General features: G+C 50.5%; 24 protein-coding genes. 20 read left to right on the top strand and 4 right to left on the bottom strand.

The window, feature by feature from the left end; all coding sequences use genetic code 11:
- The first annotated feature begins 120 nt into the window (after positions 1-120).
- The 19 genes from pduA to pduV are packed head-to-tail and all read left to right on the top strand — an operon-like array spanning position 121 to position 14,640.
- On the top strand, positions 121-405 hold the full coding sequence (gene pduA, locus HEM79_RS15685; RefSeq protein WP_001183614.1) for a propanediol utilization microcompartment protein PduA: 285 nt from the start codon (positions 121-123) through the stop codon (positions 403-405).
- The gene (pduB, locus tag HEM79_RS15680) at positions 402-1,214 is read left to right on the top strand and encodes a propanediol utilization microcompartment protein PduB (protein ID WP_176242932.1); all 813 of its coding nucleotides are present in this window, start codon (positions 402-404) and stop codon (positions 1,212-1,214) included. Before pduA ends, pduB begins: the two co-directional genes overlap by 4 nt.
- Before the next feature lie 18 nt (positions 1,215-1,232).
- Positions 1,233-2,897: a propanediol dehydratase large subunit PduC gene (gene pduC / locus HEM79_RS15675; protein ID WP_001256911.1), complete on the top strand. Its 1,665-nt coding sequence runs from the start codon at positions 1,233-1,235 to the stop codon at positions 2,895-2,897.
- Between the two features lie 9 nt (positions 2,898-2,906).
- On the top strand, positions 2,907-3,563 hold the full coding sequence (locus HEM79_RS15670; protein ID WP_000405043.1) for a propanediol/glycerol family dehydratase medium subunit: 657 nt from the start codon (positions 2,907-2,909) through the stop codon (positions 3,561-3,563).
- Positions 3,564-3,577: 14 nt separating this feature from the next.
- Positions 3,578-4,096, top strand: a complete 519-nt coding sequence (gene pduE / locus HEM79_RS15665) for a propanediol dehydratase small subunit PduE (RefSeq protein ID WP_021550970.1) — start codon at positions 3,578-3,580, stop codon at positions 4,094-4,096.
- Positions 4,097-4,105: 9 nt separating this feature from the next.
- Positions 4,106-5,938 (top strand): diol dehydratase reactivase subunit alpha, encoded by a 1,833-nt coding sequence (locus HEM79_RS15660; RefSeq protein WP_176242933.1) that lies wholly within the window; start codon positions 4,106-4,108, stop codon positions 5,936-5,938.
- On the top strand, positions 5,928-6,278 hold the full coding sequence (locus HEM79_RS15655) for a glycerol dehydratase reactivase beta/small subunit family protein (RefSeq protein ID WP_176242934.1): 351 nt from the start codon (positions 5,928-5,930) through the stop codon (positions 6,276-6,278). The genes HEM79_RS15660 and HEM79_RS15655 overlap by 11 nt, the downstream gene beginning before the upstream one ends.
- Positions 6,279-6,297: 19 nt before the next feature.
- Positions 6,298-6,573 (top strand): propanediol utilization microcompartment protein PduJ, encoded by a 276-nt coding sequence (gene pduJ, locus HEM79_RS15650; RefSeq protein WP_001057752.1) that lies wholly within the window; start codon positions 6,298-6,300, stop codon positions 6,571-6,573.
- Positions 6,570-7,019: a BMC domain-containing protein gene (locus HEM79_RS15645; RefSeq protein ID WP_148722809.1), complete on the top strand. Its 450-nt coding sequence runs from the start codon at positions 6,570-6,572 to the stop codon at positions 7,017-7,019. The genes pduJ and HEM79_RS15645 overlap by 4 nt, the downstream gene beginning before the upstream one ends.
- A gap of 2 nt (positions 7,020-7,021) precedes the next feature.
- A complete protein-coding gene (locus tag HEM79_RS15640; protein WP_000361048.1) occupies positions 7,022-7,654 on the top strand; it encodes a phosphate propanoyltransferase in 633 nt (210 codons plus the stop codon).
- Positions 7,651-8,142 carry a microcompartment protein PduM gene (pduM, locus tag HEM79_RS15635; protein WP_176242935.1) on the top strand — a complete coding sequence of 164 codons (492 nt, stop codon included), beginning with the start codon at positions 7,651-7,653 and terminating at the stop codon, positions 8,140-8,142. The genes HEM79_RS15640 and pduM overlap by 4 nt, the downstream gene beginning before the upstream one ends.
- Positions 8,143-8,145: 3 nt before the next feature.
- Complete coding sequence (pduN, locus tag HEM79_RS15630; RefSeq protein WP_176242936.1) at positions 8,146-8,421, top strand: propanediol utilization microcompartment protein PduN; 276 nt, start codon at positions 8,146-8,148, stop codon at positions 8,419-8,421.
- 11 nt (positions 8,422-8,432) lie between these two features.
- Positions 8,433-9,440, top strand: coding sequence for a two-domain cob(I)yrinic acid a,c-diamide adenosyltransferase PduO (gene pduO, locus HEM79_RS15625; protein ID WP_176242937.1), 1,008 nt, complete (start codon positions 8,433-8,435; stop codon positions 9,438-9,440).
- Entirely contained in the window at positions 9,437-10,822 is a 1,386-nt protein-coding gene (gene pduP, locus HEM79_RS15620) for a CoA-acylating propionaldehyde dehydrogenase PduP (protein ID WP_176242938.1), read from the top strand. The genes pduO and pduP overlap by 4 nt, the downstream gene beginning before the upstream one ends.
- Positions 10,823-10,832: 10 nt before the next feature.
- Positions 10,833-11,945, top strand: a complete 1,113-nt coding sequence (locus tag HEM79_RS15615; protein WP_176242939.1) for a 1-propanol dehydrogenase PduQ — start codon at positions 10,833-10,835, stop codon at positions 11,943-11,945.
- Positions 11,942-13,285, top strand: coding sequence for a 4Fe-4S dicluster domain-containing protein (locus tag HEM79_RS15610; protein ID WP_176242940.1), 1,344 nt, complete (start codon positions 11,942-11,944; stop codon positions 13,283-13,285). Before HEM79_RS15615 ends, HEM79_RS15610 begins: the two co-directional genes overlap by 4 nt.
- A gap of 2 nt (positions 13,286-13,287) precedes the next feature.
- Entirely contained in the window at positions 13,288-13,842 is a 555-nt protein-coding gene (gene pduT / locus HEM79_RS15605; RefSeq protein WP_000030732.1) for a propanediol utilization microcompartment protein PduT, read from the top strand.
- Positions 13,842-14,192 (top strand): propanediol utilization microcompartment protein PduU, encoded by a 351-nt coding sequence (gene pduU / locus HEM79_RS15600; protein ID WP_176242941.1) that lies wholly within the window; start codon positions 13,842-13,844, stop codon positions 14,190-14,192. Before pduT ends, pduU begins: the two co-directional genes overlap by 1 nt.
- A gap of 4 nt (positions 14,193-14,196) precedes the next feature.
- On the top strand, positions 14,197-14,640 hold the full coding sequence (pduV, locus tag HEM79_RS15595) for a propanediol utilization protein PduV (protein WP_176242942.1): 444 nt from the start codon (positions 14,197-14,199) through the stop codon (positions 14,638-14,640).
- A 101-nt stretch (positions 14,641-14,741) separates the two neighbouring features.
- Here pduV and HEM79_RS15590 read toward each other — a convergent pair whose 3' ends face one another.
- The 4 genes from HEM79_RS15590 to dacD form a co-directional block, all read right to left on the bottom strand.
- Positions 14,742-15,071, bottom strand: coding sequence for a DUF496 family protein (locus tag HEM79_RS15590; RefSeq protein WP_000450409.1), 330 nt, complete (start codon positions 15,069-15,071; stop codon positions 14,742-14,744).
- A 171-nt stretch (positions 15,072-15,242) separates the two neighbouring features.
- Positions 15,243-16,301: an FUSC family protein gene (locus HEM79_RS15585; protein WP_001200874.1), complete on the bottom strand. Its 1,059-nt coding sequence runs from the start codon at positions 16,299-16,301 to the stop codon at positions 15,243-15,245.
- 207 nt (positions 16,302-16,508) lie between these two features.
- Positions 16,509-16,982 carry a DNA gyrase inhibitor SbmC gene (gene sbmC, locus HEM79_RS15580; RefSeq protein ID WP_001105400.1) on the bottom strand — a complete coding sequence of 158 codons (474 nt, stop codon included), beginning with the start codon at positions 16,980-16,982 and terminating at the stop codon, positions 16,509-16,511.
- 119 nt (positions 16,983-17,101) lie between these two features.
- A complete protein-coding gene (gene dacD / locus HEM79_RS15575) occupies positions 17,102-18,268 on the bottom strand; it encodes a serine-type D-Ala-D-Ala carboxypeptidase DacD (RefSeq protein WP_176242943.1) in 1,167 nt (388 codons plus the stop codon).
- Positions 18,269-18,477: 209 nt separating this feature from the next.
- On the opposite strand from dacD, the gene sbcB reads away from it, so the two are divergent.
- Positions 18,478-19,905: an exodeoxyribonuclease I gene (gene sbcB / locus HEM79_RS15570; protein ID WP_176242954.1), complete on the top strand. Its 1,428-nt coding sequence runs from the start codon at positions 18,478-18,480 to the stop codon at positions 19,903-19,905.
- Positions 19,906-19,950 lie beyond the last annotated feature (45 nt).

Below are 19,950 nucleotides of genomic sequence, written 5' to 3'. Positions count from 1 at the left end.
TGAAAGCAATTTTATAACATTTGCACTCTATTAATTTTTCTCATTAGCGATTAAGTCAGCCATTCTTTTTCCTCGCTTTTTTTTATAGTCATATCGACAAAAAATCCAGGCGAGGTCTTTATGCAACAAGAAGCGTTAGGAATGGTAGAAACCAAAGGATTAACTGCCGCCATAGAGGCCGCAGACGCCATGGTGAAGTCGGCAAATGTATTGCTGGTCGGCTACGAAAAAATTGGTTCCGGGCTGGTGACCGTCATCGTTCGTGGTGATGTCGGGGCGGTTAAAGCGGCAACAGATGCAGGTGCCGCCGCTGCGCGTAATGTCGGCGAAGTGAAAGCCGTACACGTTATCCCCCGCCCACATACCGATGTCGAAAAAATCTTACCAAAGGGAATTAACCCATGAGCAGCAATGAACTGGTCGAACAGATCATGGCGCAGGTCATCGCACGCGTAGCGATACCGGAGCATGGGGTTCTCCCGGAAACCAATCATCAAACACGAGAGACGGCTATGGCAGAAAAAAGCTGCACATTAACGGAATTTGTTGGCACCGCTATTGGCGACACGGTAGGCCTGGTCATTGCGAACGTTGATAGCGCCCTATTGGATGCGATGAAACTTGAAAAACGCTATCGCTCCATTGGCATTCTGGGCGCACGTATTGGTGCAGGGCCACACATTATGGCCGCTGATGAAGCAGTAAAAGCCACCAACACCGAAGTTATTAGCATTGAACTTCCTCGCGATACCAAAGGCGGTGCCGGACACGGCTCATTAATCCTCTTAGGTGGCAATGATGTGTCCGACGTGAAACGCGGTATTGAAGTTGCCCTGAAAGAACTCGACCGGACCTTCGGTGATGTCTATGCCAACGAAGCCGGGCATCTTGAACTGCAATACACCGCCCGCGCCAGCTATGCACTGGAAAAAGCGTTTGGCGCACCACTGGGTCGCGCTTGTGGCGTTATTGTCGGCGCTCCTGCTGCTGTGGGTGTTCTGATGGCCGACACCGCGCTGAAGTCCGCCAATGTGGATGTCGTGGCATACAGCTCCCCTGCTCATGGCACCAGCTACAGCAATGAAGTCATTCTGATTATCTCGGGTGACTCCGGCGCAGTCCGCCAGGCGGTCATCTCCGCACGCGAAATCGGTAAAACCGTACTTTCGACTCTCGGCGATACACCGAAAAACGATCGCCCTTCCTACATCTGAATTCCCTGAGGCAGATTCATGAGATCGAAAAGATTTGAAGCACTGGCAAAACGCCCGGTCAACCAGGACGGTTTCGTTAAAGAGTGGATTGAAGAAGGCTTCATTGCGATGGAAAGCCCGAACGATCCTAAACCGTCAATCAAAATTGTTAACGGCGTCGTTACCGAACTGGATGGAAAACCCGCCAGCCAGTTTGACCTGATCGACCACTTTATCGCTCGCTACGGTATCAATCTCGCGCGCGCTGAAGAAGTCATCGCGATGGATTCGGTCAAACTTGCCAATATGTTGTGCGATCCAAATGTCAAACGTAGCGATATTGTTCCCCTGACCACCGCGATGACGCCCGCCAAAATCGTCGAAGTGGTTTCACAGATGAACGTGGTAGAGATGATGATGGCGATGCAGAAAATGCGCGCTCGTCGAACACCATCGCAACAGGCTCACGTCACCAACATCAAAGATAATCCGGTACAAATTGCTGCCGATGCGGCTGAAGGCGCATGGCGCGGATTTGACGAACAGGAAACCACCGTTGCCGTTGCTCGCTATGCACCGTTCAACGCCATCGCTCTGCTGGTCGGTTCACAGGTGGGACGCCCGGGCGTGTTGACCCAGTGTTCACTGGAGGAAGCCACCGAACTGAAACTCGGTATGTTAGGCCATACCTGCTACGCCGAAACGATTTCTGTCTACGGCACAGAACCCGTTTTCACCGACGGCGACGATACACCGTGGTCAAAAGGATTTCTCGCGTCATCTTATGCTTCTCGCGGCTTAAAAATGCGCTTTACTTCCGGCTCTGGCTCTGAAGTGCAGATGGGCTACGCTGAAGGCAAATCAATGCTTTATCTCGAGGCTCGTTGCATTTACATCACCAAAGCTGCTGGCGTTCAGGGTCTACAGAATGGTTCCGTAAGCTGCATCGGCGTTCCATCGGCAGTGCCGTCAGGCATCCGCGCAGTACTGGCAGAAAACTTAATTTGTTCATCGCTGGATCTGGAATGCGCCTCCAGTAATGACCAGACCTTTACTCACTCAGATATGCGCCGTACCGCACGTTTTCTGATGCAGTTTCTGCCGGGCACCGACTTTATCTCTTCCGGTTTTTCCGCTGTGCCGAACTACGACAACATGTTTGCCGGTTCAAACGAAGATGCCGAAGACTTCGATGATTACAACGTAATTCAACGTGACCTGAAGGTTGATGGCGGCCTGCGACCGGTGCGCGAAGAAGATGTTATCGCTATCCGCAATAAAGCCGCACGTGCTTTACAGGCTGTCTTTGCCGGTATGGGATTACCGCCTATCACTGATGAAGAGGTCGAAGCGGCAACCTATGCCCACGGTTCGAAAGATATGCCAGAGCGCAACATCGTGGAAGACATCAAGTTCGCCCAGGAAATTATCAATAAAAACCGTAACAGCCTGGAAGTGGTGAAAGCCCTGGCGCAAGGCGGTTTTACCGATGTCGCCCAGGACATGCTCAACATGCAAAAAGCAAAACTGACCGGCGACTATCTCCATACCTCAGCCATTATCGTCGATGACGGACAAGTGCTCTCTGCGGTCAATGACGTCAATGATTACGCCGGACCGGCTACGGGTTATCGCCTGCAAGGGGAACGCTGGGAAGAGATCAAAAATATTCCCGGTGCACTTGATCCCAACGAAATTGACTAAGGGTGAGAAATGGAAATTAACGAAAAATTACTACGTCAGATAATCGAAGATGTGCTGGCAGAAATGCAAACCAGCGATAAGTCCGTTTCATTTCGCGCACCGGTCTCTTCCGCGCCGGATAGCGAAAGTTTTCTGACCGAAATTGGCGAAGCCCAACAAGGTACTCAGCAAGATGAAGTCATTATCGCTGTAGGCCCGGCGTTTGGTCTGGCGCAGACCGTCAATATTATCGGCATTCCGCATAAAAACATATTGCGCGAGGTGATTGCCGGTATCGAAGAAGAAGGTATTAAAGCCCGTGTGATTCGCTGCTTTAAATCGTCTGATGTCGCCTTCGTGGCGGTTGAAGGCGATCGTCTTAGCGGTTCCGGCATTGCTATTGGTATTCAGTCGAAAGGCACCACGGTTATCCACCAGCAAGGTCTTCCTCCTTTGTCTAACCTGGAACTTTTCCCACAAGCACCTTTGTTGACGCTGGAAACGTATCGCCAGATTGGCAAAAACGCCGCACGTTATGCGAAGCGCGAGTCTCCACAACCTGTTCCGACCCTCAATGATCAAATGGCACGACCGAAATACCAGGCCAAGTCCGCCATCTTACATATCAAAGAGACTAAGTACGTGGTCACTGGCAAAAAACCGCAAGAACTGCGCGTGACGTTTTAACAAAGGAAACCTTCATGAATACCGATGCAATTGAGTCGATGGTCAGGGACGTGTTGAACCGAATGAACAGTCTCCAGGATACAGCTCCTGTCTCTGCGCCATCCAACTCATCAACACTGAACGCCAAAGTGAGTGATTACCCGCTGGCAAATAAACATCCAGAATGGGTCAAAACGGCGACTAATAAAACGCTCGACGATTTCACTCTGGAAAATGTACTCAGCGATAAAGTCACCGCCCAGGACATGCGCATAACCCCGGAAACGTTGCGTATTCAGGCCGCGATTGCCAGAGATGCTGGACGCGATCGCCTGGCGATGAATTTTGAACGCGCCGCCGAGCTTACCTCAGTGCCGGATGATCGCATCCTCGAAATCTACAATGCGTTACGCCCTTATCGTTCGACTAAGCAAGAACTCATTGCCATTGCCGACGATCTTGAACGTCGTTATCAGGCCAAAATTTGTGCCGCATTTGTCCGTGAAGCTGCGGAACTCTATGTCGAGCGTAAAAAACTGAAAGGCAACGATTAAGGACGAACTATGCGATATATAGCAGGCATTGATATCGGCAACTCATCCACAGAGGTTGCGCTGGCAATGCTCAATGCGTCTGGCGAAATGTCGTTCGTGAGCAGCGCCCTGGCAGAAACCACCGGAATCAAAGGTACGTTGCGTAACGTACATGGCATTCAGGAGGCGCTCGCACAGGCAACGAAAAAAGTCGGCATCAATGTCAGCGATATTTCGCTTATTCGTATCAACGAAGCAACCCCGGTCATTGGCGATGTGGCGATGGAAACCATTACGGAAACCATTATCACTGAATCAACCATGATCGGTCATAACCCGAAAACTCCAGGCGGAGTGGGGCTGGGTGTAGGACTCACCATCACTCCGCAAGAGTTGTTAACACGCCCGGCGGACACACCGTACATTCTGGTCGTGTCATCGGCTTTTGATTTTGCCGATATCGCAACCATGATAAATGCCTCCGTGCGTGCCGGATATCAGCTGACAGGCGTTATTCTGCAACGCGACGATGGCGTACTGGTCAGTAACCGACTGGAAATCCCTTTACCCATTGTTGATGAAGTCCTCTACATCGATCGTATTCCGCTCGGCATGTTAGCTGCTATTGAAGTCGCCGTTCCCGGGAAAGTTATCGAAACCCTGTCTAACCCATATGGGATTGCCACCGTTTTCGCCCTCAATGCTGAAGAGACTAAAAATATTGTTCCAGTCGCACGGGCGCTAATCGGCAACCGTTCAGCAGTGGTCGTGAAAACACCTTCTGGCGACGTTAAAGCCCGTTCGATACCCGCCGGAAATATCGAATTACTTTCTGCCGGGCGCACGACTCGAGTTGATGTTGCTGCCGGGGCCGATGCCATTATGAAAGCGGTCGGTGAATGCCCAAAACTGGAAAATGTGACGGGCGAACCGGGCACCAACATCGGCGGAATGCTGGAACATGTTCGCCAGACCATGGCGGAGCTGACCAATAAACCCAGCAACGAAATTTTTATTCAGGATTTGCTGGCGATAGATACATCAGTTCCCGTCAGCGTAACCGGTGGTCTGGCAGGCGAATTTTCACTGGAACAGGCAGTGGGCATCGCCTCTATGGTGAAATCCGACCGTCTGCAAATGGCGATGATTGCCAGCGAAATTAAGCAAAAACTGCATGTTGATGTTCAGGTCGGAGGCGCAGAAGCAGAGGCAGCCATTCAGGGAGCGTTAACTACCCCAGGAACTACACGTCCCCTGGCAATTCTGGACTTAGGCGCAGGTTCTACCGATGCCTCCATCATCAATCAAAAAGGGGAAATGATTGCCACTCACCTTGCGGGAGCGGGCGACATGGTGACGATGATTATTGCCAGGGAACTGGGCTTAAATGATCGCTATCTGGCAGAAGAGATCAAAAAACACCCACTGGCAAAAGTAGAAAGCCTGTTCCACTTACGCCATGAAGACGGCAGCGTTCAGTTCTTCCCTACCCCACTATCCCCCCAGGTATTTGCCCGTGTTTGTGTGGTGAAACCCGACGAACTGGTGCCCATTCCCGGTGATATAACGCTGGAAAAAGTGCGAACCATTCGTCGCAGTGCAAAAGAGCGAGTCTTCGTAACAAATGCCCTGCGCGCACTACGTCAGGTAAGTCCTGGTGGAAATATTCGCGACATTCCGTTCGTCGTACTGGTGGGCGGCTCTTCACTGGATTTTGAAGTCCCGCAGTTAGTCACCGATGCGTTGGCACATTATCGACTGGTCGCCGGGCGGGGGAATATCCGTGGTAGCGAGGGTCCGCGCAATGCGGTAGCTACCGGGCTACTCATCTCCTGGCACAAGGAGTCGGTTCATGGAAAGTAAAGAACGTGCACCAGCCATTGTCGTCATAGTAATCGGTGACTGTATCAGTACATGGAATGAGGTGCTTCTTGGCATTGAAGAGGAAGGTATTCCCTTTCGCATTCAACACATTCCATCAGGTGAAATCATCGGTAGCGCCTGGCAGGCTGCTCGTCAGTCTCCCCTGTTGGTTGGCATAGCCTGTGACCAGGAAAAACTGATTGTGCATTACAAAAATTTAGCTGCATCAGCACCGCTCTTTACGCTGATGCATCAACAAGATAACCATGCCCGGCGCAGCACCGGCAATAACGCAGCCCGGCTGGTCAAAGGGATTCCCTTCAAGGAATACCACTCATAATCCACAGGAGAAACACCGTATGAATAACGCACTGGGACTGGTTGAAACAAAAGGGTTAGTCGGCGCGATTGAAGCCGCAGATGCCATGGTTAAATCCGCCAACGTACAACTGGTCGGCTATGAAAAGATTGGTTCAGGTCTGATCACAGTGATGGTGCGCGGCGATGTTGGCGCAGTAAAAGCCGCCGTTGACGCGGGGAGCGCCGCCGCAAGCGCCGTTGGCGAAGTGAAGTCCTGCCATGTCATCCCTCGGCCGCACAGCGATGTTGAGGCCATTTTACCAAAATCTGCATAACCCCATTCGCTAAGGAGCACAGCGTGAAGCAATCACTGGGATTACTTGAAGTCAGTGGTCTGGCACTCGCCATCAGTTGCGCGGATGTTATGGCAAAAGCCGCGTCCATCACGCTGGTTGGCCTTGAGAAGACCAATGGCTCAGGCTGGACGCTTATTAAAATCACCGGTGACGTCGCCTCAGTTAATGCAGCGATCGAGACGGGTGCCAGTTTCGCCGGGCAGAGAAATGGCCTTGTCGCGCACAAAGTGATTGCCCGTCCAGGCGAGGGAATACTGTCCCGCACAACAGAAGCACTGAATGTAAGGGTTGAAGCAAGCGAAACACCAGCAGCAACAGTCACCTCAGAAAGTATCAGTTGTAATTTGTGTCTTGATCCGGCGTGTCAACGGCAAAAAGGTGAGCCACGTTCACTTTGCCTCCACTCCGATAAGCGAGAGGAGTAACAATGGACAAACAAACCTTGCAAGAAACAGTGAGCCAGGTCCTGGATGAGATGCGCGAGCGCCCTATCCCTCTGGGTGTTTCCAGTCGTCATATTCACCTTTCAACTGCGGATTATGTACGCCTTTTTCCTGAACAACCGATCAGCGAGAAAAAGCCGTTATTGCAACCAGGTCAGTTCGCTGCTGAACAAGTTGTTACGCTGGTGGGACCAAAAGGCAAATTGCACAACGTTCGTTTGTTGGGACCACTACGCAATGCAAGCCAGGTGGAAATTTCCCGGACTGATGCCAGAACGTTGGGGATCACCGCTCCGCTACGCATGTCTGGCGATCTCAACGGCACACCGGGGATTCGTCTGATAAGTCCGTTTGCAGAACTAGAAATCGCTTCTGGCGTTATTGTCGCGCAACGGCATATTCATATGTCTCCGCTCGATGCCCTGATTTATGGCGTTACGCAAGGCGATAAAGTGGCGGTCGCCATTGAAGGTGATGAGCGACGACTGATATTTGATAACGTCGCTGTTCGCGTCTCACCGGATATGCGTCTTGAAATGCATATTGATACCGACGAAGCCAACGCTGCAGGCGCTGATAATCCTGACGTTTTTGCCATGCTGGTGTCGCTGCCATGAATCATGTGCTGATGCAACGCATTGTTGACGAAGTGATTTTTCGCCTGAAACAACGTGCGGAAAAAACACTCACGCTCACCGTTTCGCAACTGCGAGAAGCCAGCGTTCACAAGATAGTTCATCAGTATGCATCGTTACAAATTCGATACGTCGATCTGCCGTTGTTGCGACAGCTTGCGGAGAACAATACGTCAGACGAGGCAGTAATCCACCTTCACGAGGCGTTAGCATGGGGAATGCACATTCAATTATCGTTGCAGCATCATTTCCTGAACGCCATCAAGTTGAAAAATCTCGCCCGTCTACCGCTAACCTGGTGCGACGAACAAGGAAAACCAATCCACCTTCATCGTGGTCGGCTTTTAAGTTATGCCGACGTAGCACCGTTATGCGCGGGGATACTGGTACTACAGCGGAAATGTTGTGTGACCGCACTTGCGCGTGACGCGGCAATTACCCGAAACATTCAGTTAATCAGGCAGGAGTAACTCATGCATCTGGCTCGAGTCACTGGCGCGGTGGTATCCACGCAAAAATCACCTTCTCTTATCGGGAAAAAACTGCTGTTGGTTCGTCGGGTCAGTGCTGACGGCGAATTGCCTCTCACACCGTTAACCGGCGACGAAGTTGCCGTTGATTCAGTCGGCGCAGGCGTTGGTGAACTGGTACTCCTCAGCAACGGCTCCAGCGCCAGACATGTTTTTTCCGGCCCCAACGAAGCCATTGATCTGGCAGTGGTCGGCATTGTCGATACGCTTTCACGCTAAGGACTTTAACGATGGCGATTTATACCCGAACAGGTGATTCAGGAAGTACGTCTCTATTTACCGGACAGCGTGTCAGTAAAACTCATCGACGTGTCGAAGCCTATGGCACGCTGGATGAACTGAACGCGACGCTCAGTCTGTGTTATTGCGCCACCTCCATCGAAAGCCATCGCATCTTACTGGAAGCCATTCAGCAACAAATATTTTGGTTTAGCGCCGAACTCGCCAGTGAATGCGAAAAGCCGTCAGCACAGCAGCGTTACATCGGTACAGAAGACATTGCCGCGCTGGAAAAAGCGGTCGATAGTGCAATGAACACTGTCCCTCCAGTTCACAGCTTCATTCTGCCTGGTCGTTGTGAAGCCGCGAGCCGTATGCATGTCGCCCGCACGGTAGCCCGGCGGGCTGAAAGACGTCTGGTTGAACTGACAACGGAAACCACCGTCCGGAATGTTTTGTTGCACTATATCAACCGACTTTCCGATTGCTTGTATGCCCTCGCCCGCGCGGAAGACAACGTTGCTCATCAAAACCTGATGATTCAGGAAATCACAAAACGTTATCACGAAGCCAACCACACTCCAGCATTAAAGGAACGCACGATGTCGCTCACTTTTCAGGATCTTCACCAGCTCATTCGTAGTGCGGCAATACGCGCGGATGAACTACATATTCCCGTTGTCATCAGCATTGTTGATGCCAACGGGACAGAAAGTGTTACCTGGCGGATGCCCGATGCCCTGCTGGTCAGCAGTGAGCTGGCACCGAAAAAAGCCTGGACCGCCGTGGCGATGAAAACGGCAACACACAAACTTGCTGACGCCGTACAACCCGGAGCGCCACTTTACGGACTCGAAAGCCATATGCAAGGCAAAGTCGTCACTTTTGGAGGCGGTTTTCCCCTCTGGCGTGACGGGATATTGCTTGGGGGACTTGGCATCAGCGGTGGTAGCGTTGAACAAGACATGGATATTGCCCAAACCGCAATGGCAGCAATTAACGCAGGAGCAAACCTATGAATCCCACTGAATTAGAAGCGATTATCCGCAATATCCTGCGCGAACAACTGATGCTCAGTGCGTCACAAGTGCAAAGAAATGGTGTTTTTCAGACTGTCGATGAGGCCGTCTGCGCGGCACACCAGGCCTTTTTGCGCTTTCAACAGTGTCCGCTTAAAACCCGCAGCGCCATTATCAGCGCCATTCGCGAAGAATTAACGCCCCGCCTTACCGAACTGGCAGAAGAAAGCGCCAGCGAAACGGGGATGGGAAATAAAGACGATAAGTATCTGAAAAACAAAGCGGCTCTTGATAACACGCCAGGAATTGAAGATTTAACCACCACTGCACTAACCGGTGATGGAGGCATGGTTTTATTTGAATACTCTCCGTTTGGTGTTATTGGCTCGGTCACGCCGAGTACCAATCCCACGGAAACCGTCATTAATAACAGCATCAGCATGTTGGCAGCAGGCAATAGCGTCTACTTCAGTCCTCATCCGGGAGCCAAAAACGTATCGCTGAAACTCATTGCCATAATCGAAGACATCGCGTTTCGCTGTAGTGGCATTCATAACCTGATCGTTACCGTATCTGAACCAACCTTTACAGCCACCGAACAGATGATGGCGCACCCTAAAATCAGCGTTCTGGCGATTACCGGCGGTCCGGGTATCGTCGCTATGGGAATGAAAAGTGGCAAGAAAGTGATTGGTGCCGGTGCGGGTAACCCGCCGTGTATTGTCGATGAAACGGCGGATATTGTGAAAGCCGCCGAAGACATCATCAACGGCGCTTCTTTTGATTACAACCTACCGTGCATCGCTGAAAAAAGCCTGATTGTCGTGGCGTCAGTGGCAGAGTATTTAATTCAACAGATGCAAAGTTTTGGCGCCCTTCTTCTTAACCATGAGCAAACTGAAAAATTGCGCGCCGTTTGTCTGCCCGACGGCGTCGCCAATAAAAAACTGGTTGGCAAAAGTCCATGCCATCTTCTGGAAGCGGCTGGAATTCCTCTACCGCAGAAAACGCCACGATTACTGATTGCCGTTGTTGACGCCGATGATAACTGGGTTACCTGTGAACAACTGATGCCTATGCTACCCATTGTGAAAGTCAGCGATTTTGACAGCGCCCTCACCCTGGCGCTGAAAGTTGAAGACGGTTTGCACCACACGGCAATTATGCACTCGCAGAACGTCTCACGACTCAACCTTGCTGCACGCGTTATGCAAACCTCAATCTTTGTCAAAAACGGACCCTCCTGGGCTGGTATTGGCGTCGGCGGCGAAGGCTTTACGACCTTCACCATTGCTACACCGACCGGAGAAGGAACAACGTCAGCACGGACTTTTGCCCGCTCACGACGCTGCGTGTTAACCAGTGGCTTTTCCATTCGCTAGAGAAACGGAAATGAATACTTTTTCACTGCAGACGCGTTTATACAGCGGTTTGGGAAGTCTCAAAGTCCTTAGCCGTTTCACCAATAAGCACATCTGGATTATTTGCGACGCCTTCCTTGCAGGTTCGCCATTGATTGACACGTTGCGTCAGTCGCTGCCTGATAGCAACCGCATCAGTATTTTTAGCGAAATAACGCCCGATCCAACGATCCAGACCGTGGTAAAAGGCATTGCACAAATGCAGACTTTACGCCCGGATGTAGTTATCGGTTTTGGCGGCGGCTCTGCGCTGGACGCCGCAAAAGCGATTGTCTGGTTTAGTCGCCAGTGTGCTATTGAGATTGAAACCTGCGTTGCTATTCCCACCACCAGCGGCACCGGTTCGGAAGTGACCAGCGCCTGTGTCATCAGCGATCCCGATAAAGGGATTAAATATCCTCTTTTCGATAATGCGCTTTATCCGGATATAGCGGTTCTTGATCCCTCGCTGGTCGTCAGTGTGCCAGCCGCGATAACTGCCAATACCGGAATGGATGTTTTAACCCATGCCCTTGAAGCTTATGTTTCTCCCCGTGCCAGTGACTTCACGGATGCACTGGCCGAAAAAGCCGTGCAAATTGTTTTTCACTACCTGCCCACAGCAGTGAATAAAGGCGATTGTCTTGCTACTCGCGGCAAAATGCATAATGCATCTACTCTTGCAGGAATGGCCTTTAGTCAGGCTGGGCTTGGGTTAAATCATGCAATTGCCCATCAACTCGGCGGGCAGTTTCATCTGCCACACGGCCTGGCGAATGCACTCCTGCTCACGACGGTTATTCGTTTTAATGCTGGCGATCCGCGTGCTGCCAAACGCTATGCCCGGCTGGCGAAAACGTGCCATTTATGCCCTGACGATGCCAATGACACCGCAAGCCTGAATGCACTCATTCAACATATTGAACAGCTAAAAAAAGCCTGTTCAATGCCGACTCTCGCCAATGCACTGAAAGAAAAAAAAGCAGAATGGTCATCACGTATTCCAGATATGGTTCGGGCTACGCTGGCGGATGCCACACTGCGTACCAATCCACGAGCGGCTGATGCCATCGCTATAGCAGAACTGCTTGAGGAGTTGTTATGAACGGCGAGTTAATGTCCATTGACGAACAGACGATCCGCGAGCGAGTACAGGCAGCAGGCGTCGTGGGTGCTGGTGGCGCAGGCTTTCCAACACATATTAAGCTGCAGGCGCGGGTTGACACTTTCCTGGTGAATGCGGCGGAATGTGAACCAATGTTGAAAGTAGATCAACAGTTAATGGCACAGCAAGCCAGCCGCCTGCTTCGCGGTGTTCACTATGCGATGAAAGCCACCGGAGCCAGTAGCGGAATTATCGCGCTGAAAGAGAAGTATCAACCAGCAATAAACGCACTCACATCATTGCTTCCGACGGATATCCGCCTGCATATTTTGCCCGACGTTTACCCCGCAGGAGACGAAGTGCTGACCATCTGGATGGCAACAGGTCGCCGCGTTCCTCCCGCTGCGTTACCCGTTAGCGTCGGTGTGGTGGTCAATAATGTGCAAACCGTACTGAATATTGCCAGAGCCGTTGAACAACAGTATCCGGTGACGCGACGCACGCTTACTGTTAATGGTGCAGTGGCTAAACCAATAACAGTGACCGTGCCCATCGGGATGTCTTTACGCGAAGTACTGGCGCTGGCGGGCGGCGCAACAGTGGATAATCCTGGTTTTATCAATGGCGGTCCGATGATGGGTAGTTTGATCACATCGCTCGACACGCCAGTCAGCAAAACCACTGGCGGCTTGCTGGTTTTACCCAATTCTCATTCACTCATCCAACGTCGAATGCAGGATGACCGTAGCGTACTTGCCGTCGCGAAAACCGTTTGTGAGCAATGCCGCTTATGTACCGATCTCTGCCCACGTCATTTAATTGGTCACGAACTGTCGCCACATTTGTTAGTACGTGCGGTTAACTACCAACAGCTCGCTACGCCGCAACTGTTACTGACAGCTCTCACCTGTTCGGAGTGCAACGTCTGTGCCAGCGTCGCCTGTCCGGTAGGTATTTCGCCGATGCGCATAAACCGCCTGCTTAAGCAGGAATTACGCGCCCAAAATCTCCGCTACGAAGGTGCCTTAAATCCTGAGGATGTCATGGCAAATTATCGGCTGATCCCAGTAAAACGGCTGGTAACCAGACTGGGATTAACCCCGTGGTATCAGGATGCGCCATTGTCTGAACAGGTGCCTCAACCCGAAAAAGTGACACTATTGTTACGCCAGCATATCGGTGCCAGCGCAATTGCATGTGTACAAAAAGGCGATCGCGTCGTTCGTGGGCAATGTGTAGGCCAAATTCCACACGGCACATTAGGTGCTCCCATTCATGCCAGTATTAATGGCACGGTCAGCGATGTGACAGAAAACGCTATTACGGTTGTGAGAGGTTAACCATGTCGAAAGCGGTAGGTATTTTAGAACTTAGCAGTATCGCAAAAGGGATGGAAACCGGCGATGCCATGCTGAAAAGCGCCAATGTTGAGTTACTGGTCAGCAAAACGCTATGTCCCGGGAAATTTCTGCTGATGCTCGGTGGCGATGTCGGTGCGGTGCAACAGGCCATCAGCAGCGGCGCATCCCTTGCAGGTGAAATGCTGGTCGACAGCCTGATCCTCCCTAATATTCATCCCAGCATTCTGCCCGCAATCAGCGGACTGAACCATGTTGAACAGCGTCAGGCTATCGGTGTGGTCGAAACCTGGAGTGTCGCAGCCTGCATTGACGCAGCCGATTGCGCAGTTAAAGCTGCGAATGTCACTCTCGTTCGCGTGCATATGGCCTTCGGTATTGGCGGTAAATGCTACATGGTGGTTGCTGGCGATATTTCAGATGTTAATAATGCGGTCTCTGTCGCCAGCGAGCGCGCGGGGGAAAAAGGATTGCTGGTCTATCGCTCGGTAATTGCCCGTCCGCATGAAGCCTTGTGGCGTCAGATGGTGGAGGGATAATGACAACTCTGCACACAACTGAACGGATGATTCAGGAATATGTCCCTGGTAAGCAGGTCACGCTGGCTCATGTCATTGCTAATCCAGGGAAGGAGCTGTTTAAGAAATTAGGTTTACCAGATACCGTTTCCGCCATTGGCATTCTGACGATTACCCCCAGCGAAGCGTCTATTATCGCGTGCGATATCGCCACAAAGTCAGGAGCAGTAGAAATTGGTTTTCTTGATCGTTTCACTGGTGCCGTAGTACTGACTGGTGATGTTTCAGCTATCGAATATGCACTTAATCAGGTTACCCGCACGCTGGGTGAAATGATGCACTTTACCGCCTGCCCCATTACACGGACCTGACGTTATGCAACGTATGATGCTTATCGGTCCCAGTCAGTGCGGAAAAACGTCACTCACGCAATGTCTGCGCGGAGAAGATCTTCAGTATCAGAAAACGCAGGCAATCGTCTGGTCACCGGCCACGATTGACACACCAGGCGAATACCTCGAAAACCGCAGCCTTTACAGCGCACTGCTGGTCAGCGCCTGCGAAGCGGACATTATCGCGCTGGTGCTAAATGCGGACGCACCGTGGTCACCTTTTTCGCCAGGTTTTACCATGTCAATGAATCGCCCGGTCATTGGGATAGTAACCAAAGCGGATTTAGCCAGCGTGGCACAACTATCTTTGGTGAAATGTTGGTTACGGGAAGCTGGAGCGCGCAACGTGTTAGTGACCAGTGCGGTTAATAACATCGGTGTTGCAGAACTTTTTGCCTTGCTGCATACAGAAGAAGGCTGTCGCTAATTTCGATATGTTATCAGATGGGAATGATGACTTTTGATACACAGAAAAGAGTCAATGAATAATGAGGGTTGCCGGGCAACCCTCATCAAATAAAGCAGAAATTACTTTGCTTCGCCGTTTTTCATTTCACCCATAGCTTTCAGCTTTTTAGAGATATCGCGGCGTTCTTTGGAAAGCTCTGCATTTTTGATGATGTAATCGTCAACGCGATCTTCATAGTCACCTTTCATACTGGCGATGATGCCCTGGATTGCTTCTACGCTCATACCAGGCTTAATGTAATCGCTCAGGTTGTCCAGCAGCAGGACACGCTTCTGGTTGTCACGGATCTTTTTCTCAACGTCCTGGATTTCACGTTGCAGTTTGTTCTTACGGCGGAACAGACGAACAAATTCCAGTACGTCCTGGAATGAAGGCTTGGTAGTTTCCATTTTTATACCCCTGATAATGTGAGAGTCGGATTCGTTTAAGCAACCGCTATTCGTTAGGGCCAACATTACTCATAGCTGCCGCAGATGACAATGCTTTTATCCCTTTTCACTATCATACCCTTTATCCTTGCTGAATCGAAGCAGCTGCAAGATGATTCTGAAGTTCAGGAATTATTTGCGCAAGGCCCGGCAAATCAGATTCGATAGCAACTCAAGTTGATGTGCCGTTTCCATGTTCAGCCACACATAGCCATAAATCGGTGTTTCCACGACCTTCAGCTCATGGTGGTTATCGAGCAACTGTCGCAACTCTTCCACAGCATCGTTCAATTTTTCCGTATTGGCAAAAACCGGCTGCGGATTACCTTCGTACAGCGCATGAACAAGGCTCAGCACTATTTGCTGCATCATATGCTGTGTATCACGCAGTTTTTGCGCGTTCAATAACACGAAATGGCTGGGGCGCGTGGCCCAGTAAGCATTGATTTGCAGCTCCAGCATACAAACCAGATTACGGTTAATAGTCTGGATACCTTCATATATCGATTTTGGAATACGGGTTTCTTTGCTGGCAGGCGCAATCAGCCCACGCATTTTCACGGCATCGGTCAGGAGTTTTTGCAGATGGCTTTCCAGACGTGGGCGTTCAAGTAAGTTCGGTGAGAATGCAGATTGATAGACCCGATTATACTCGGTCAGACTTTTCGCCAGTTGAATGCGCCAGTGGATGAACGCCCGTTGCGGCCAGATACCGGTAAACAGCATTGCCAGTAAAGAGCCGAGGATCACATCGCCACTTCGCCATAATGCCGTATCAATTTCACCTGTTGGGGAGCCAACAACAATTGCCAGCGTCACACCAATCAATAAGCCTTGATACGGTTTCTTGCCGAGTGCCAGCCAGCCACAAAGAAACATGGCAGCCGCGCACCAGACTAACATCAGCGGTAAAGAGATTAACTCCAGTCGCAGTGCAATAAGACCTAAAATCGAGCCAAACACCGTACCGCCAATACGTTCAAACGCACGAGGGACGACATTACCCCAGAACGAAATTGGTCCCATGATCACTACCATAGTGACCAACGGCCAGGTGCTTTCCGGGATAGTAAACAGGCGAATGATGAGAAAGGTGAGCAAGAACGCCAGCGCAACCCGAGTACCATGAACAATGCGGTAATGACGGTAGACTCGAATTTCGAACGGGCTTAAGGACTTATCGGCACGCACGCGGGCACTCCGTGAAAGAGGGAAAAAACGATCATAATGCAATCTGACAAACCTGGTGCAATAACGCTATGTAACAAATCTGTCCGGCAAACCGGGAATAGCGGACGTTCCCGGTTTGGTTGTCAGAAAACTGAAGACGGATCTTACTCTTTTACATAACGAAAAACAGCGTGGCAATCAGGTTAACCTCTGACCCGACGTCATTCATCAACGCCGTTTTGGCTGCACCGCGACATACATTTCGATATCCCAATAACCATCTTGCGCGCCATTGTTCAGATAAACCTCAAAGCAGGGCTTTGGTAACATTTCGTAAGCACTGTCCTGCAAGAGGCTGTTAAAGAACTGATACCAGGGTTTCGCAAAATCATCACCCACTACGCGAGCTACCGCCACCGCATACTGACCACCCGAAATTTCTGTAAGGATGACGCCCTCACTGTTTTCGGGAAGTGTGAAATTATCTGCCACCGAAACTACGGTGTCACAACGTAACTTTTCGGCAGGTGTTTCATCTGGATTATCGTAATAGACCGCCACCCACTCCTTCGGAACAATATTTTTGTTATCAACCCACATCATCAACTGCTCAAAACCTTGCTTTACCGTTTGTTCCCACGGGCCAACGAGATGGAAACCTGCAACGGTACGTTTATCTTCCTGCTTAATCTCGTAGTTCATGACGCCTCCACTTATACTGGTTTTATATACAGTATGCTTTGTAATATAAAAACCACAAGGAATGAGTGTTGATTATGCGAGCAGACTCGCACTCCTGCCAGTCTGCGGCGTAAGAAAGGTCAGGCTTTATGCTCGAAATAATCACTCAGCCGGGAAAACACACCGCCTTTCCCGACAGATTCCAGGGTGACCAACGGCCAGTGCGCCACCTGTTTATCGCGGTCATAAAGTTCAATTTCCCCTACCCGCTTATGGGCGCTAATTGGCGCGGTCAGTTCTTTACCATCAAGGGTATATTTTGCTTTGATATTAGGAATCTCCGCTTTTGGCAGCACCATCCAGAACTCTTGTTCCGTTCCCAGAGCGATGTTTTCTTTATCGCCATACCAGATTCGTTCTGTGCCAACCTTTTTCCCCCGGTGCAAAATTTGCACCGTAGTAAAGTTCTGTTGCCCCCAACGCAGCAGCTTCCTTGCTTCTTCTTCGCGACCTTTTGCGCTGTCAGCCCCCATCACCACCGCAATGAGACGACGCTGACCATCCACCGCCGAAGCAATGAGATTAAACCCGGCACCGGAAGTATGTCCGGTTTTCAGGCCGTCAACATTCATGGTTTTATCCCACAATAATCCGTTACGGTTTTGCTGGGTGATACCGTTCCAGGTGAGGCTTTTTTCGCTGTACATATGATAAAACTCAGGCTCGCCGTGGATGATAGCGCGAGAAAGCACGGCTAAATCATAGGCCGAACTGTGCTGACCGGGTGCATCCAGACCATGCACTGTTTCAAAATGCGTATCCTGAAGATGCAACCTCTCAGCATAATTGTTCATCATATCGACAAACTGCCGTTGCCCACCGGCAATATAATCAGCCAGTGCAACACAAGCGTCATTTCCGGAGTCCACAATTAAACCACGGCTTAAATCACGTACCGATACGCGATCGCCCGCTTTCAAAAACATCAGTGAAGACCCGACAAATACCGGATTATCTTTCGCCCACGCATCGCGTCCTACAGTGACAATATCGTCTGGCGTAATGCGATGGCTATCGATTGCACGATCAACAACATAGCCAGTCATCAGCTTAGTCAGGCTGGCAGGATTGCGTTGTTGATGCTCATTACCCGCCGTGAGGATCTGACCGGTTGTGTAATCCATCAAGACCCATGACCCCGCATGAATCTCTGGAGGCTGGGGTGAAAAGGGAATATTTTCCGCCGCAAAACCAGACGATAAATTAAAAACGAACAAAGAAGCAGCAATAATAAGACGGCGTTTCAACAGCAAATCCTCAGGAGTTTCAAATAGCAGTTCTTTTTACGGAAATCCTGATGAACTGGCTGGAATAAAGTGCAAGAAAATGTGACAGTTATCTCATTTTTAATCTGACATTATCAGTTGCTACTCTCTGCCAAATTGTCGCTCTAAAGCTGATTAGCACGGTGATATTTGATACTCTGACACACAGCAGAAATAACGGATTTAACCTAATGATGAATGACGGTAAGCAACAATCTACCTTTTTGTTTCACGATTATGAAACCTTTGGCACGCACCCTGCGTTAGATCGCCCTGCGCAGTTCGCTGCCATTCGCACCGATAGCGAATTCAATATCATCGGCGAACCAGAGGTTTTTTATTGCAAGCCTGCGGATGATTATTTACCCCAGCCAGGAGCAGTATTAATCACTGGTATTACCCCGCAGGAAGCGCGGGCGAAAGGAGAAAACGAAGCCGCGTTTGCCGCTCGCATTCATTCGCTTTTTACCGTACCGAAGACCTGTATTCTGGGCTACAACAATGTACGTTTCGATGACGAAGTCACACGCAACGTTTTTTATCGTAATTTCTACGATCCCTACGCCTGGAGTTGGCAGCATGATAACTCTCGCTGGGATCTGCTGGACGTCATGCGTGCCTGTTATGCCCTGCGTCCAGAGGGGATTAACTGGCCTGAAAATGATGACGGTCTACCGAGTTTTCGCCTTGAACATTTAACCAAAGCGAATGGTATTGAACATAGCAACGCCCACGATGCGATGGCCGATGTGTACGCTACTATTGCGATGGCAAAACTGGTGAAAACGCGTCAGCCACGCCTGTTTGATTATCTCTACAGCCATCGCAACAAGCACAAATTGATGGCGTTGATTGATGTGCCACAGATGAAACCACTGGTACACGTTTCCGGTATGTTTGGTGCATGGCGCGGCAATACCAGTTGGGTTGCGCCGCTGGCATGGCATCCTGAAAATCGCAATGCCATGATTATGATGGATTTAGCAGGAGATATTTCGCCATTGCTGGAACTGGATAGCGACACGCTGCGCGAGCGCCTGTATACCGCGAAAGCCGATCTGGGCGATAACGCCGCCGTTCCGGTTAAGCTGGTGCATATTAATAAATGTCCGGTATTAGCACAGGCGAATACGCTTCGCCCGGAAGATGCCGATCGGCTGGGCATTAATCGCCAGCATTGTCTCGATAACCTGAAAATTCTGCGTGAAAATCCGCAAGTGCGTGAAAAAGTGGTGGCGATATTCGCTGAAGCCGAACCGTTTACGCCTTCAGATAACGTGGATGCCCAGCTTTATAACGGCTTTTTCAGCGACGCCGATCGCGCAGCAATGAAAATTGTACTGGAAACCGAGCCGCGTAATTTACCAGCACTGGATATCACCTTTGTCGATAAACGCATTGAGAAGCTATTGTTCAATTATCGTGCGCGTAACTTTCCGGGAACGCTGGATTACGCCGAGCAGCAACGCTGGCTGGAGCACCGTCGTCAGGTCTTCACGCCAGAGTTTTTGCAAGGTTATGCTGATGAATTGCAAATGCTGGCACAACAATATGCCGATGATAAAGAGAAAGTGTCGCTGTTAAAGGCGCTTTGGCAGTACGCGGAAGAGATCGTCTGAAAAGAAAAAACCGGAGCGATAAACTCCGGTTTTTAGTGACTTACC

The sequence above is a fragment of the Escherichia sp. 93.0816 genome (genome assembly GCF_013368855.2).
In the GTDB taxonomy this organism is placed as follows: domain Bacteria; phylum Pseudomonadota; class Gammaproteobacteria; order Enterobacterales; family Enterobacteriaceae; genus Escherichia; species Escherichia ruysiae.
This window is presented reverse-complemented; position numbering and strand designations above follow the sequence as displayed.

Coding starts and splice junctions, on each gene's coding strand:
- pduA (WP_001183614.1), top strand. CDS start 121: ATGCAACAAGAAGCGTTAGGAATGGTAGAAACCAAAGGATTAACTGCC.
- pduB (WP_176242932.1), top strand. CDS start 402: ATGAGCAGCAATGAACTGGTCGAACAGATCATGGCGCAGGTCATCGCA.
- pduC (WP_001256911.1), top strand. CDS start 1,233: ATGAGATCGAAAAGATTTGAAGCACTGGCAAAACGCCCGGTCAACCAG.
- HEM79_RS15670 (WP_000405043.1), top strand. CDS start 2,907: ATGGAAATTAACGAAAAATTACTACGTCAGATAATCGAAGATGTGCTG.
- pduE (WP_021550970.1), top strand. CDS start 3,578: ATGAATACCGATGCAATTGAGTCGATGGTCAGGGACGTGTTGAACCGA.
- HEM79_RS15660 (WP_176242933.1), top strand. CDS start 4,106: ATGCGATATATAGCAGGCATTGATATCGGCAACTCATCCACAGAGGTT.
- HEM79_RS15655 (WP_176242934.1), top strand. CDS start 5,928: ATGGAAAGTAAAGAACGTGCACCAGCCATTGTCGTCATAGTAATCGGT.
- pduJ (WP_001057752.1), top strand. CDS start 6,298: ATGAATAACGCACTGGGACTGGTTGAAACAAAAGGGTTAGTCGGCGCG.
- HEM79_RS15640 (WP_000361048.1), top strand. CDS start 7,022: ATGGACAAACAAACCTTGCAAGAAACAGTGAGCCAGGTCCTGGATGAG.
- pduM (WP_176242935.1), top strand. CDS start 7,651: ATGAATCATGTGCTGATGCAACGCATTGTTGACGAAGTGATTTTTCGC.
- pduN (WP_176242936.1), top strand. CDS start 8,146: ATGCATCTGGCTCGAGTCACTGGCGCGGTGGTATCCACGCAAAAATCA.
- pduO (WP_176242937.1), top strand. CDS start 8,433: ATGGCGATTTATACCCGAACAGGTGATTCAGGAAGTACGTCTCTATTT.
- pduP (WP_176242938.1), top strand. CDS start 9,437: ATGAATCCCACTGAATTAGAAGCGATTATCCGCAATATCCTGCGCGAA.
- HEM79_RS15615 (WP_176242939.1), top strand. CDS start 10,833: ATGAATACTTTTTCACTGCAGACGCGTTTATACAGCGGTTTGGGAAGT.
- HEM79_RS15610 (WP_176242940.1), top strand. CDS start 11,942: ATGAACGGCGAGTTAATGTCCATTGACGAACAGACGATCCGCGAGCGA.
- pduT (WP_000030732.1), top strand. CDS start 13,288: ATGTCGAAAGCGGTAGGTATTTTAGAACTTAGCAGTATCGCAAAAGGG.
- pduU (WP_176242941.1), top strand. CDS start 13,842: ATGACAACTCTGCACACAACTGAACGGATGATTCAGGAATATGTCCCT.
- pduV (WP_176242942.1), top strand. CDS start 14,197: ATGCAACGTATGATGCTTATCGGTCCCAGTCAGTGCGGAAAAACGTCA.
- HEM79_RS15590 (WP_000450409.1), bottom strand. CDS start 15,071: ATGGAAACTACCAAGCCTTCATTCCAGGACGTACTGGAATTTGTTCGT.
- sbmC (WP_001105400.1), bottom strand. CDS start 16,982: ATGAACTACGAGATTAAGCAGGAAGATAAACGTACCGTTGCAGGTTTC.
- sbcB (WP_176242954.1), top strand. CDS start 18,478: ATGATGAATGACGGTAAGCAACAATCTACCTTTTTGTTTCACGATTAT.